11 protein-coding genes and 3 pseudogenes are annotated in these 12,433 nt (G+C 72.1%); 4 read left to right on the top strand and 10 right to left on the bottom strand.

Annotated features, from left to right (window positions below; all coding sequences use genetic code 11):
• The first annotated feature begins 142 nt into the window (after positions 1-142).
• Both ABZ078_RS37000 and ABZ078_RS37005 read left to right on the top strand, forming a co-directional pair.
• A complete protein-coding gene (locus ABZ078_RS37000) occupies positions 143-511 on the top strand; it encodes a hypothetical protein (protein WP_356582776.1) in 369 nt (122 codons plus the stop codon).
• A 272-nt stretch (positions 512-783) separates the two neighbouring features.
• Entirely contained in the window at positions 784-1,212 is a 429-nt protein-coding gene (locus ABZ078_RS37005; RefSeq protein ID WP_356582778.1) for a VOC family protein, read from the top strand.
• Positions 1,213-1,230: 18 nt separating this feature from the next.
• Here ABZ078_RS37005 and ABZ078_RS37010 read toward each other — a convergent pair.
• From ABZ078_RS37010 to ABZ078_RS37045, 8 genes and pseudogenes are all read right to left on the bottom strand, one after another.
• A pseudogene (locus ABZ078_RS37010) lies at positions 1,231-1,976 on the bottom strand (IS5 family transposase).
• A 328-nt stretch (positions 1,977-2,304) separates the two neighbouring features.
• A complete protein-coding gene (locus tag ABZ078_RS37015) occupies positions 2,305-3,744 on the bottom strand; it encodes an SLC13 family permease (protein WP_356582780.1) in 1,440 nt (479 codons plus the stop codon).
• Positions 3,741-4,658, bottom strand: coding sequence for an NAD(P)-dependent oxidoreductase (locus tag ABZ078_RS37020; RefSeq protein WP_356582782.1), 918 nt, complete (start codon positions 4,656-4,658; stop codon positions 3,741-3,743). The genes ABZ078_RS37015 and ABZ078_RS37020 overlap by 4 nt, the downstream gene beginning before the upstream one ends.
• A gap of 213 nt (positions 4,659-4,871) precedes the next feature.
• Positions 4,872-5,732 carry a class II fructose-bisphosphate aldolase gene (locus ABZ078_RS37025; protein WP_356582784.1) on the bottom strand — a complete coding sequence of 287 codons (861 nt, stop codon included), beginning with the start codon at positions 5,730-5,732 and terminating at the stop codon, positions 4,872-4,874.
• Positions 5,732-7,180: a four-carbon acid sugar kinase family protein gene (locus ABZ078_RS37030; protein ID WP_356582786.1), complete on the bottom strand. Its 1,449-nt coding sequence runs from the start codon at positions 7,178-7,180 to the stop codon at positions 5,732-5,734. The genes ABZ078_RS37025 and ABZ078_RS37030 overlap by 1 nt, the downstream gene beginning before the upstream one ends.
• 52 nt (positions 7,181-7,232) lie before the next feature.
• A complete protein-coding gene (locus ABZ078_RS37035) occupies positions 7,233-7,931 on the bottom strand; it encodes a FadR/GntR family transcriptional regulator (RefSeq protein ID WP_356582788.1) in 699 nt (232 codons plus the stop codon).
• Between the two features lie 106 nt (positions 7,932-8,037).
• Positions 8,038-8,835 carry a cyclase family protein gene (locus tag ABZ078_RS37040; RefSeq protein WP_356582790.1) on the bottom strand — a complete coding sequence of 266 codons (798 nt, stop codon included), beginning with the start codon at positions 8,833-8,835 and terminating at the stop codon, positions 8,038-8,040.
• A gap of 139 nt (positions 8,836-8,974) precedes the next feature.
• Positions 8,975-9,292: pseudogene (locus ABZ078_RS37045) on the bottom strand (ABC transporter permease); the annotation flags it as partial.
• Here ABZ078_RS37045 and ABZ078_RS37050 point away from each other — a divergent pair.
• A complete protein-coding gene (locus tag ABZ078_RS37050; RefSeq protein WP_356582802.1) occupies positions 9,283-9,678 on the top strand; it encodes an ATP-binding protein in 396 nt (131 codons plus the stop codon). The pseudogene ABZ078_RS37045 and the gene ABZ078_RS37050 overlap by 10 nt on opposite strands.
• Positions 9,679-9,739: 61 nt before the next feature.
• A complete protein-coding gene (locus ABZ078_RS37055; RefSeq protein ID WP_356582792.1) occupies positions 9,740-10,474 on the top strand; it encodes a FadR/GntR family transcriptional regulator in 735 nt (244 codons plus the stop codon).
• Positions 10,475-10,595: 121 nt separating this feature from the next.
• On the opposite strand, the gene ABZ078_RS37060 is transcribed toward ABZ078_RS37055, so the two are convergent.
• Positions 10,596-10,883: a hypothetical protein gene (locus ABZ078_RS37060; RefSeq protein WP_356582794.1), complete on the bottom strand. Its 288-nt coding sequence runs from the start codon at positions 10,881-10,883 to the stop codon at positions 10,596-10,598.
• A gap of 134 nt (positions 10,884-11,017) precedes the next feature.
• Positions 11,018-12,325 (bottom strand): annotated as a pseudogene (locus tag ABZ078_RS37065) (IucA/IucC family protein); the annotation flags it as partial.
• Positions 12,326-12,433: the final 108 nt, after the last annotated feature.

Genomic DNA, 12,433 nt, shown 5'->3' on the forward strand with positions numbered 1-12,433 from the left:
GCGCGCCATTCACGCCGCTGTGACTGCCCCGCCCCCTCTACCCGGGCTTCGGAGTCGGCCCACTCCGTAATGCCACATCGCGCACGCTGCCCTGCTGGCCGAGCTTCGCCGCGCCGGCCTGCTGGACCTGGACGACTGCTCCGTGGACTACCTCCATGGGGGTGAGAACCACCTGCGGCAGATCGCCGACACCTTCGACTCGCCCGCCCAGGCCCTCGCCACGTTCGAACGCCTCCATGGCGACACCATGCGCCCCGGCCCCACCTCCATGACCGACACCGAGCGCCAGGCCGCCGAAGCCCGCATCACGCTCGGCGCACCGGCCGCCGCACAGCCCGAACAGCCCGTCCGGCGAACGGAAACGGTTCCCGCCAACGGCGCCGACCCCGGCGACCATGAGGCCATCCTCGACCAGTTCCTCGTCGAGCACGACGCCTGGGAGACCGCCATCGTCAGCCCCACCACTGAGAAGACCGTCACCGCCGCCACTAGGGCGCGTATCGGGTCGTGATCAGCAGAGCCGTGACGACCCGCTATGACGCCACAGCGGCTCGATCCGCGACCGGGCATGGCCAAGAAACGATGTTGCCCCCGCCTGTGATGGTCACTAGGCTCGGTCGGGTGACTGCCGGGTCGGCCATGGGCCACGCACGAGTGAGGTTCCCGGCCTCGGCGTGAGCACGAGGCGGGCAAGAGGCCCGCCCCCTTCTCCGTGTCTTAGCTCCCGGCGCCCGCATGCGGCGCCCCATTCCAGCGGATCCCAAGACCGGAGACACACCACTGATGTCCTATGACCAGCAGTACCCGCATGAAGCCGAGTTGTCGGCGGCCGGCGTGCAGCTGAACCACACTGCCATCTACGCAAGCGACCGGCACCTGTCTGCCGAGTTCCTCGCCGCGGTCCTGGGCTTGAAGGTCGGCGCCCCGTTTGGGCCGTTCCTGCCCGTCGACCTTGGCAACGGCGTGACGCTCGACTTCTACGAGAAGAGGGACGAGCCGATCCAGTCGCAGCACTACGCCTTCCTCGTCCCTGACGAGCAGTTCGACGCCGTTATCACCCGTCTGGAGGTGGTCGGGGTCACCTACTACGCCGACCCCAGCCACACCCAACCCGGCCAGATCAACCGTCTATTCGGTGGTCGCGGCGCCTACTTCGACGACCCGGACGGTCACAACATGGAGGTCATGACTCGGCCTTACGTCCGCCCTTAGGGCGCGACAGGGCTGTGATCAGGGGGTGCCTCGGGTGAGATCTTTGATCCAGATCATCCAGGCGCGCAGGTGCAGTCCGGCGAGGTAGCTGTCCGGGGTCTTGTCGTATCGGGTGGCGATGCCCCGCCAGGACTTGAGCTTGTTGATCAGGCGCTCGACCGTGCTCCTCTCCTTGTAGAGGTCGGCGTCGTCGCTGACGGGCCGGCCGCCCCTGGAGCCCCTCTTCTTCCGATTGGCGGCCTGGTCCGACTCCTCCGGGATGGCTGCCTTGATGCGGCGTTTACGCAGGTGGGCCCGGTTGCCGCGGGGCGAGTATGCCTTGTCCCCGGCGACCGCGTCCGGCCGGGTGCGGGCGGCCGACAGGACCGCGTACGCGGATCCTTCCCAGCACTGGGATGAACTGCGGGCTGTCAGCGGCTTGTCCAGCGGCCAGGACGAACGCCAGCGGGCGGCACTTGCGGTCGGCAGCGAGGTGGACCTTGCTGGTCTGCCCGCCCCTGGAACGTCCGAGGAGGGCGGCCTTCAGTCGGCGCTTTTGCCGACGCCGGATGCGTCGTCGCTCGTCCCGCTCGGCATCGGCTTCGGCGTCCTGCCCGCTTTGTTCTTCGCGGCTGCCCCCTTTGACCCGGCCTTCTCTTCCTCGGCGGCGGCCTCCTCGATCGCGGTGCTGCCGCAGCCGCTCGGGGTACGCGCCCGTACTCGCCGATCGGCAGGTACGGGCCGATGAACTCCCACTCCTCATCTGTCAGTTGCACTCGCGTCACGCAAAACGATCTACGGATCGGGGCCCGCCGCGAGGGCAAGTCCCGCAGATTGATCACGGCTCGATACGCGCCCTAGCTGGACAGCTTGACGACGTACGTCCCCAGGTCGTCGGCCTCGACGAGCCCCGGCACCGAGCCGCCCTCACGCGAGGGCGTGATGTAACGGGTTGCGGTGACCTCTGTCAGCATTTTCCCAGATTCTTCGACATCCCAGCCTCGCGATCGATGGGACAGCGTTAACCGAGTGTGACAGCCGGCCTCACTTCACTTTCCATGAAAGGCGAAGCGACCGCCGGTACGGCGGTCGCTTCGCGGTCGGGCCCTTCGGTCACACCAACGGCCACAGCGCCGTGGTGAGGGCGAAGCCCGCGCATCCCATGGCGGTCGTCAGGACCGTCCATGTGCGCAGTCCCGCGGCCACGTCGAGACCGGCGAGCTTGGTGAACATCCAGTACCCGGCGTCGTTGATGTGGGAGAGCGCGAGGGCGCCCGCGCCCATCGCCAGGGCCACCAGCGACAGCTGACCGGTGGACAGGTCGGCGCGGTGCAGCAGCGGGGTGAGGATGCCGGCGGTGGTGATGAGGGCGACGGTCGCCGACCCCTGGGCGGCGCGCAGGGCGAGGGACGTCAGGAACGCCAGCAGCAGCGCGGGCAGGCCGGTTCTCTCCAGGACGTCGGCGATCGCGTCGCCGATGCCGCTGGCGACGAGGACCTTGCCGAACACCCCGCCCGCGCCCGCGACCAGGATCACCATCGCGACGGGCGGCAGTGCGGAGCCCATGACCTCGGCGATGCGTGCGCGGTCCCAGCCGCGGCGGGCGCCCAGGAAGTAGCCGCACAGGGCGACAGCGATGAGCAGTGCCACCATCGGGGCGCCGAGGACGGTGAGGACGGCACGCGGGGTGGAGCCCTCGGGGAGGGTGTTCTCGCCGATGGTGCCCAGGAGGATCAGCAGGATCGGGGTGACGATCAGCGCCAGGACCATGCCGAAGGAGGGTGGCCGGACGTCGGTGCCCGAGGGCGCGGGCTTGGTCAGCACGGCGGTGGCGTGGCCGCCGTCCGAGGTCGGGGGGCTCGTCTCCGCCCGCCCGGGTGTGCCGGCGTCGGCGCCGGGTTCGCCGTACACCTCGGCGTACACCGCCGGGTCCATCGGGTACTCGCGGCGGGTGAGGCGACGGGAGAGGAGGTGACCGAGCAGGACGACGACGGCCGTGACGGGGATGCCCATCAGGAGGACCAGGCCCTGGCTGGCGCCGATCGCCTCGGTGGCCGCGACGGCACCGGGGTGCGGCGGCAGGAAGGCGTGCACGGTGAGCATCGCGGCGCCCATCGGCAGCGCGTAGACCAGCAGCGGCTTGCGGGAGGCGCGGGCGACTCCGTACGCGATCGGCATCAGGATGATCAGGCCGACCTCGAAGAACACCGGGATGCCCAGGACGAACCCGGCCACGGTGAGGGCGAGTGGGGTGCGGCGGGAGCCGAACTTCTCGATGAGGGAGTGCGCGAACGCGTGGGCGCCGCCGGAGAGTTCGATGATCCGGCCGATCATCGCGCCCAGGGCGATGATGGTGGCGATGTGGCCGAGGGTCGCGCCCATGCCGTCCTCGATGGTCTTCACCAGGTCGGCGGCGGGCACGCCCGCGGCGAGCGCGACGCCGACGCTGACGACGACGAGGGCGACGAAGGGCTGGACCTTGGCCTTGAGGATGAGCAGGAGCAGGGTCGCCACACCGGCGACCGCGATGGCGAGGAGGGTGGTGTGGCTCATCTTCCCTCTCCTTCCGGGGACTTGGGAGACAGGACGGTGACGACGGAGGAGTCGTCGCGGGCGCCGAGCCCGGCGCGCTCGCCGAGCAGGTAGAGCTGTTCGGCCGCGGCGGCCAGGGGCACGGGGACATGGGCGTCCTTGGCGATGCCGGTGACGATGCCCATGTCCTTGACGAAGATGTCGAGCCGCGACTTGACCTCGGGCTCGGGTCCTTCGCCGTATGTCTGGACCATGCGCGGCCCGCGGTCGGCGAACATGAAGGAACCGGCGGCCCCTTGCTTGAGGCTGTCCACGACCGTGCCGGGGTCGAGCCCGAGCCCGCGGGCGAGCGCGATCGCCTCCGCCGCGGCCGCGATGTGCACACCGGCCAGCAGTTGGTTGACGGCCTTCATCGCCTGGCCGTCGCCGGGGCGCGGACCGACGACCGTGAGCGTCGAGGCGAGCAGGTCGAGGACCGGCCGGGCCGCCTCCAGGGCCGGGTCCTCGGCGCCCACGACGATCAGCAGATCACCGTTGCCGGCCCGCACCGGGCCACCGCTGACCGGCGCGTCCACGGTCAGCACACCGCGCTCGGCCAGCCGCAGGGCGGTGCTTCGCGCCGCCTCGGGGCCGACCGTGCTGGTGAGGATCACGACCGCGCCGGGGCGCAGGGCTGCGGCGCCGCCGTCCGGACCGAACAGCGCGCCCTCGACCTGTGCCTGGTCGCGTACGGCGAGCACGAGGACGTCGGCGTCACGGGCGGCCTCGGCCGGGGACGCGGTGTCGCGGGCGCCTTCGGCGGCCAGGGCGGCCCGCCGGTCGGCGGCGATGTCGTAGACGGAGACGGGCAGTTCGCCGGCCAGTCGGCGCGCCATGGGAAGTCCCATGGCGCCCAGACCTATGACGGCCGTATGGGGACGGTGACGGACAGACATCTTTCGGCTCCTGGGAGTCGGAGGGGACAAGCGGGTCGGCTGCCGGGCGTGCGGAAGGCCCGCCGAGGGAAGGGTGTGCGCGGGCCCGGCTCGTGGGAGGTCGTGGGAGGGGATGGCTCAAGGGCCTGCGGCACTTCAGGCGGCTCGCGAGGGGGTGCGATGCGGTGCCGTGAGGTGCGATGGGGGTGTGCTGCGATGCGGTGCGCTGCGGGGTCAGTCTTCTGGCTCGGCTCGGGGGTTCAGGCGGCCGATGACCTCCAGGGCGGCATCCCGGACCGCGTCGCGGCCCGCGGCCCACAGGGAGACGACGTCGGCGCCGGGCAGCGCGGTGGGGAGGGCCGCGCGGACGGCCTCCAGGTAGGCGCGGCGCAGTTCGGCGTTGACGTTGACCTTGGCGACGCCGCGTGCGAGGGCGCCGTGCAGTTCCTCGACGGGCAGACCACTGGCGCCGTGCAGGACGAGCGGGACCGGTACCGCTTCGTGGATCGCGGCCAGTCGGTCCAGGTCGAGGCGGACCGGGTCCTTGGTGAAGCCGTGGACGTTGCCGACGGCGACGGCGAGCGCGTCCACGCCCGTCGCGGCCACGAACTCGGCCGCCTGCCGTGGATCGGTCATCGCCGTGGACCGGGCGACGGCGTCGGTGGAGACGTCCTCGTCACCCGGTAGGGCACCGAGTTCGGCCTCCACCCAGGCGCCGTGGTCACGGGCCCGCCGGACCGCCTCCTTCGTCAGGGCGATGTTCTCGGCGAACGGCAGGTCGGAGCCGTCGACCATGACGGAGGTGTAGCCCGCCTCCAGGCAGGCCGTGATCTCGTCCAGGTCGCGGCTGTGGTCGAGGTGCACGCCGAGGCGGGCGGTGGAGTGTGCGGCGGCGTCCAGTGCCAGCCGCATCAGGGCCTCGCGTCCGGCGTGCTTGAAGGGGCTGGAGCCCGCCTGGATCAGGACGGGCCGCCCGGCGGCCTCGGCGGCGGCCCTGATGCCCTGGACCGTCTCCAGGTTGTAGGCGACGAACCCGGGCAGGGCCTGGCCGGCGGCCGCCGCCTCCTTCAGAGCGTCGGTTCCGTACAGCGGCATCACGCGCTCCGCAGCAGGTCGAGGGCGTCGGCGAGGGCGTCGGGGCCGCCGACGTTCCCGGCGAAGACGATGTAGGGGATGCCGGTGGCGGGGCCGTCCACGGGCTCCCACAGCGAGACGATGCCGGGCAGGAGCGTGCCGCGGGCCCAGGCGCGGCGGATCCGGAGGCCGTGGGTGGCGGTGTCGCTGGAGGTGATGCCGCCCTTGGCGATGACGAAGGCGGGCCGGCGGGTGGCGTTGACCTGGCGCACGGCCTCCACGAGCGCTGCGGAGACGCGGCGGGAGATCGCCAGGCTGTCGTCGGCGTCGGCGCCCGTCACCAGGGTGCGCGAGGTGCGGATCACGGCGTCGGCGGAGTCCAGCGCTTCGGCGGCCGCGGCCGCGACCTCGGCGATGTGGGCGTCACGTCGTTCCTCGTCGAGCAGGAGGGCCACGTCGAGTTCGTGCTCGGTGATCCCGCCGCGCTCCCGCAGCCGCTCCAACTGCCGTGTCGTCAGGGAGACATGGGACCCCACCGCGATCAGCCCGTGCGGCGCGTCCCCGACCAGCCGGCCCAGTTCCGCCGGGGTCAGGGGTGCCCGCCCGGCCTGTCCGGCGCGGGCCCTGACGAACGACGGCCCGACCCGGTACAGCAGCCGCGTGTCGTTCTCCTCGGCCCGCGCGAGGGCCAGGGCCAGCACCCGCAGATCGTCGTCGCACACCGCGTCGACCACGGCCGTCCGTCCGTCGCGCAGCGAGGACAGCAGCCGCGCGGTGTGCGCCGGGCCGCCGCCGCGCAGGTCGTCGAGGGTGATGCGCAGGACCTCGTCCGCGGGCACCCGTCCGCCCGTCTTCTCCTCGACCCACTCGGGCAGCGCGGAGCTGCGGTAGCCGAAGGTGGCGTCGCGGGCGAACTCGCTCTCGCCGACCGGCAGCAGTCCGTCGGGCGTCCGCATCCAGTGGCGGGAGTCGACGGTCAGCCGGCCGGCCTCGATGTAGGCGGGCACCAGCACCACGCCGTCCGGAGCGCCGACGCCCAGCTCGGTCAGCTCCTCGGCGAGGACGTCGGTCTCCAGCGGGAAGTGACCGCGCAGGGTCGAGTCGCCGCGGCTGGCCAGGACGTAGCCGGTGCCCTCGGCCGCCGAGGCCGTGTGCAGGGCGCGGAGCACCTCGCGGTTGCGGGCGTCGGCGTCCTCGGGCGACAGGCTGCGGGTGTTGGTGAGGACGAAGAAGGCGGCGCTGTCCTGGCGCAGCGCCCAGCGCAGGTCGTCCACCGTCCAGGAGGTCAGGACCGGGACGTCGGCGACCGTCTGGGTGCCGGTGGGATCGTCGTCGAGGACGGCGAGACGGGGTCCGCCGGATATGCGGGCGGCCACCTCGGCGGCGCTCACCTCGCGGACCGGAGGGAGCCCTTCCAGCACCGCGGCCTCGGGGACAGGTCGCGTCTGGGCATGGAGGGGTAGGGACATGGCGAATTCCTGGTCTCTTACAGGGGGTTGAACGGGGCGTCGGGGGGGATTGTCAGTCGAGGTCGCGCTTGATCACATGGGTGCGCAGGTCGTCGGCGGTCTGGTTCATGTGGCCGTCCATGGCGGCTCGGGCGGCCTCGGGGCTGCCGGACTCCAGCGCGGCGAGCACCCTCTCGTGGTGGGCGATGGCGTTCGTACGGATCTCGGGGACGGCCGAGGTCTCCCGGCGCCCCTCGACGAGCAGCGGACCGAACGGCTCGAACAGCAGCGGGACGAACAGGTTGCCCGTGGCCCGCATCACCGTGTCGTGGAAGTCGATGTCGGCCTGCACGAACTGCTCGGTGTCGCCCGCGTCGGCGGCCTCGCGCATGACCGCCAGGTGCTGACGCAGGGCATCCAGGTCCTCCTCGGTGCGGCGTGAGGCGGCCAGCTCGCACGCGCCGTTCTCGATGAGCCGGCGGGCCTCGATCAGCCGCTCCGACAGGGCGCCGCTCGCGGTGCGCGAGGCAGCCCGCACCACCGGCTCCAGGGCGGTCCACCGGTCCGGCGGGTTGACGTACGTGCCCCGGCCGCGCACCACCCTGACGACGTTCTGCGCGCGCAACTGCTTGACCGCCTCACGCACGGTCAGACGGCTCACCCCGCTCTGCTCCGAGAGCTCTGCCTCCGGCGGGAGGGCGGAGCCCGGGGGGTACTGGCCGTCGATGATCGCGGTGAGCAACTGCTCGGCGAGGTCGTCCGAGAGCGACATGGCGGGAACCCTCTTCACTGGATGGTCACCATCTGACGTCAGACATCTGATGTCTATGTGTGGGCAAACAATGGCACCGGGGGGAAGACGCGTCAATACCCGCGGCCTACGCGTCCACGAGGACCGCCGCACGGCCCGGCCCGCCCGTTCCGCGCTCGACCTTCAGCGGCATGAACACGAACAGCCCGCCGCGCTCGGGCACCTGATCCAGACCGCACAGGCCCTCGATGAACAGCATGCCGCGCGAGAGTCCCGCCCAGTGCACGGGTGCGCCGTCGTCGACCGCTCCCATGCTGGGCGCGTCGGTTCCGATCAGGCGGACGCCCCGGTCGTACAGGTGGAGCATGGCCTCGGGGGTGGGCGCGGGCCAGCCCGGGCAGTCGCGGAGGGTCAGCGGGCCCGCCATGTAGCGGTGCCCCGCGGCGCCCGGCAGGTAGTGCCGGTCCCAGCCGCCCTGGAAGAGGACCGCCTGACCCGCCTCGAACCGGCCGTGCAGTTCCTCGAACCGCTCCAGACGGGCGACCTCGATGCGCGGGCTGTAGCCGTCGGGCACGTCCTCGTCGTTCAACGCGCGTACGTCGACGACCCTCGCCTCACCCGTGAGCCGCTCGAGCGCGATCCGCTCGGTGCTCTCCTCGCCCAGGGGCCCGGCCCAGGGCAGACCGCTGTCCGGCGGCGGGATGAAGTGGGTGGCCCCGTCCATGTGGGTGCCGCAGTGCTCGTCGATCATGATGAAGTGCGTGCTGTAGGGCCCGCCTGCGGTGCTCGCCTCCTCGCGTGGCGCGAACCAGTTCCAGACCTGGTGGGAGAAGGGCACGGCGCCCGGCCAGGTGCAGGGCATGTCCCGGCCCAGGGGCAGGGACAGGTCGATGAAGCGGAAGGGACCCGGGAGGGTCGGTGGCATGTCGGACTCCTTCGCTGTCGCTGTGCTGGGAACGGTTGTCCGGTGGGGGGAGGATGCGGGCCTCCGTACCCGCCCGCCACCCCTGCGTCGTCAGGCGGCCTTCGCCGGCGCCGCCGCCGACTGCGCCGCCGTACAGCAGCAGGCCGACCAGCGTGTTCTTCATGCTGCCGACTCCGCCGAACAGGCTGGTGCCGCCCAGCACCACCGCGGCTGTGGCGGGCAGGAGCAGGTCGTCGCCGGATGTGGCCTGCGCGGAGCCGAGGCGGCCGATGTTCAGCAGCCCCGCGAGGGCGGCCAGGCCACCGGAGATGATGAAGACGTAGAGCGTGATTCTGCGGACGGGCACGCCGGCGAGTTCGGCGGCCTTGGGGTTGGCGCCCGTCATGTAGACGTACCGGCCGAAGCGGGTGCGGCTGAGCACCAGGTGCCCGGCGAGCAGGACGGCCGCTGCGGCCATGGCCACTCCCCCACTGTCGTCGCGCAGCGCGCCGCTTCACACGGGCCGTCCTCGGCCACTGGCACGTCACGGAGGACGGCCGGGACTGCGCCGCCCTCATCGTGGGGGAACTCGCGGCCAACGCCGCCCGACACGGGCGAGCGGACATGACGGTGTCGCTCGCCCTGAGCGACGGCGTCCTGAGCATCACCGTGACCGACTACGGACCACCGGCGACCTGCCCGCCGCCGGAGACCACCGCCTGCCGCCGGCCGGCCGATCCGGACGAACGGAGCCGGGGCCTGCCCATCGTCGACGCCCTGGCCGACCGGACGGCTCTCCGCCAGGGCGAGCACGGCACCTCCGTGGAAGCGGTGGTTCGCGTCGTCGAAACGACGGCCCGGTAACATCTGACGTCCGACGTCCGGATCGGACCAGGGTCCGGATCGGAGTAGGGGGAGAAACCGAGTGTCTCTGTCCGACGAGATCGCCGAGCGACTGCTCACCGCGGTGATCGAAGGTGATCACCCACCTGGCAGCATGCTGCCCCCGGAAGGGGAGCTGGCCGTCCGGTACGGGGCCAGCCGGCTGACGATCCGCGAGGCGGTGAAGGTGCTGCGCTCGCAGAACGTGGTGCGTGTCGTGCGGGGACGCGGCACCCTCGTCAACCCTCCCGACCGTTGGACGGCCCTGGAGCCCATGATCCGGGCTGCCACCGCCGCCCCCCGGGCCAAAGGCGGAGTCGTCTCCGAGCGGCTCATCGAGGCGCGGCGGATGATCGAGATCGGCGCGGTCGAACTCGCCGCCCGCCGCCGCACGGACGAGGACCTCGACGAGCTGCGCCGCCTGCTGGACGAGATGCGCGCGGCGGCCGCCGCGCGGGACACCGAGATGTTCGTCGACGCCGACATCGCCTTCCACGACGTGGTCATGCGGGCGGCCGGCAACGCGTTCATCCCCCTGCTCTTCGAACCCTTCGGGCGACTGCTGATCGAAGGCCGGCGTGAGACCTCGGCCATCCCGGAGATCCGCGAGCATGCCATCGCCCACCATGTCCTGATCCTCCAGGCGTTGGAGACGGGCGACCCCGACAAGGCACGGCGGGCGATGCACGCCCACATGGCCCAGACCGCCGACGACCTGCGCACCTATGTCATCGCCGGCCAGTCGGGATCGGACGGCCACGGTTCCGGCGCCGGGTGAGCCGCCCGGCGTCTCGTTCCGCGACCTGCATGCCTGGTGCCAGTTACCGAGGGAAAGCCACAAGGCGGCCGGCCATCGGCCGGCCGCCTGTGACCTTCGGCAGCGACAGGAAGGCTCTCGCCTAGAAGGCGCTGTTGTTGCAGCCCATCGTCGAGCCGAGGCGGGTGCCCTGGCTGCCGGCGTCGCCCTCTCCGTTGAGCGCGTTGCCCAGCACGCCGTTGAGCAGCCCGACCACGCCGAGGATGCTGATGTTCAGGTCGTGGGACTTGCACTGGGTGCTCTGCTGGACCTTGTAGGTGTTGCCCTGGGGGCCGTGGCCCCGGCCGTCGGCGTGGGCGGTGCCGGCCGTCAGAATTCCGACGCTGGTGAGGGCGGCGGCGAGGACGGCGGCCTTGCGAAGCTTGTGCATGCCATCTCCGGTGGAGGTGAGGGGAATTCGACCGTTTTGAGTCGAATCCTTACGAATAAAACGAAGGTTAAGCAAGAAAAGCCAAAAACCGCCTTTGACGCGCCGGTTTTGGTGATCTTGCGCTGTCGGTGCCGTCACGGCCCGGCCAGCGGGTTCGGCAGCGGCCGGTAACGGGCGTCCGCGCCGTCGGCGTTCCTCCAGCGCAGGAGCAGGTTCGTCTTGCCGGGGAGGGTGGGCGCGGTGAGCAGGCCGGCGACCTCGGGCAGGTCGTGGCGGGCGAGTTCGCGGCGTACGGCGGGCCAGGGGGCCAGCGCCGGGTGGCGTTCGACGAGGGCCTCGGCGATCTCCACGAGGTGGTTGACGACCAGGCAGTACACCAGCCGCTCCCAGCCCGCCGCCCGGGACACGTCCGCCAGCAGCTTCACGCCCTCGGCGTCCCGGAACAGCGCCTGCGCGGGGGTGCCGTCGGCGTCGAAGGCGACCAGCGTGTTCTGCAGGTGCGCCTCCACTACGACGCCGTGCTCGGCGAAGGCCGCGAGGGCGGGCGGCACGACCTGGGCCAGGTACGCCTCCCACCACGCCGCCGGATCCTCGACACCGTCGAGCGGGCTCCCCTCGAAACCCTCGACGAGCCCGGCGGCGAGCAGCGGGGCCGCGCCCGGCAGCAGGTGGCCCCGCAGCCCGTCGCGGACCAGGACGGCGAGCTCCTCGAAGGCGAAGTCGGCGGTGCGGTAACCGCGGTCGCTCAGCCAGGCCGCGCGGCCGGCGGCGAAGGCGGCCGTGGCGGCGGCGTCGGTGCGGCGCAGCTCCAGCAGGTCGTGGCGCCACAGCCGGCGGATGTCGTTCGTGATCCGCACGTCGAGGCTGAACTTGAGGAACAGGTCGTGATCGGGGGTGTACACCGTGCGGATCGCGGCCGTCGGCCAGGCGTCGGAACCGGTCGTGCCCAGCCGGATCAGCCGGCCGTCGGCGAAGGCCGGCGCGAGGTCCACGAGGTCGAGCTGCCAGGGGTGGGCGGGCAGCAGCCGGTAGCCGGGCGGGGCGTCGCCGAGGCCGTCCAGGGCGGAGGTGTCGCCCTCCTCGACGACCGCGTCCTCGCGCAGTCCGAGCAGCGTCAGCGGGAAGCGGGCGTGCGCCTCGGGGGCGTACGGCAGCCAGGCGGCGACCGGGCCGCCGCCGCGCGCCTTGGGAGCCGGATGGTAGGGGTGGCCGGTGAGCAGGGACTGCTCGGAGCGCAGATACGGGTCGTCCGGCGGCGTCGCACGCGCGCGTGCCGTGAGCAGCGCGGCGACCACGTCCCGGCTGTCGATCATCTCGGCGGGCAGTTCGTGGTTGGACACACCCGTGTGGCGGCGCAGTTCGTCGGCGACCAGCTTGACCAGCTCGGTGTGTCCGACGCGCTGCCAGGCGCCGCCCACGCGCACCTCCGGCTCGGCGGGCCGCCCCCCCCCCCCCACCCCCCGCCGGCCGCCCGAGCCGGGCACTCGGGAGAACCCCCCCGCCCCCCGGGCCGCAAGCGGCGCCGCCCCCACCCCCCGGAAGCAGATCAC

The organism is Streptomyces sp. NPDC006385 (assembly GCF_040612485.1).
In the GTDB taxonomy this organism is placed as follows: Bacteria; Actinomycetota; Actinomycetes; order Streptomycetales; family Streptomycetaceae; genus Streptomyces.

Excerpts from the sequence above, each read along its gene's own strand:
- ABZ078_RS37005 (WP_356582778.1), top strand. The coding sequence starts at position 784 with ATGTCCTATGACCAGCAGTACCCGCATGAAGCCGAGTTGTCGGCGGCC.
- ABZ078_RS37015 (WP_356582780.1), bottom strand. The coding sequence starts at position 3,744 with ATGAGCCACACCACCCTCCTCGCCATCGCGGTCGCCGGTGTGGCGACC.
- ABZ078_RS37020 (WP_356582782.1), bottom strand. The coding sequence starts at position 4,658 with ATGTCTGTCCGTCACCGTCCCCATACGGCCGTCATAGGTCTGGGCGCC.
- ABZ078_RS37025 (WP_356582784.1), bottom strand. The coding sequence starts at position 5,732 with ATGCCGCTGTACGGAACCGACGCTCTGAAGGAGGCGGCGGCCGCCGGC.
- ABZ078_RS37030 (WP_356582786.1), bottom strand. The coding sequence starts at position 7,180 with ATGTCCCTACCCCTCCATGCCCAGACGCGACCTGTCCCCGAGGCCGCG.
- ABZ078_RS37035 (WP_356582788.1), bottom strand. The coding sequence starts at position 7,931 with ATGTCGCTCTCGGACGACCTCGCCGAGCAGTTGCTCACCGCGATCATC.
- ABZ078_RS37040 (WP_356582790.1), bottom strand. The coding sequence starts at position 8,835 with ATGCCACCGACCCTCCCGGGTCCCTTCCGCTTCATCGACCTGTCCCTG.
- ABZ078_RS37060 (WP_356582794.1), bottom strand. The coding sequence starts at position 10,883 with ATGCACAAGCTTCGCAAGGCCGCCGTCCTCGCCGCCGCCCTCACCAGC.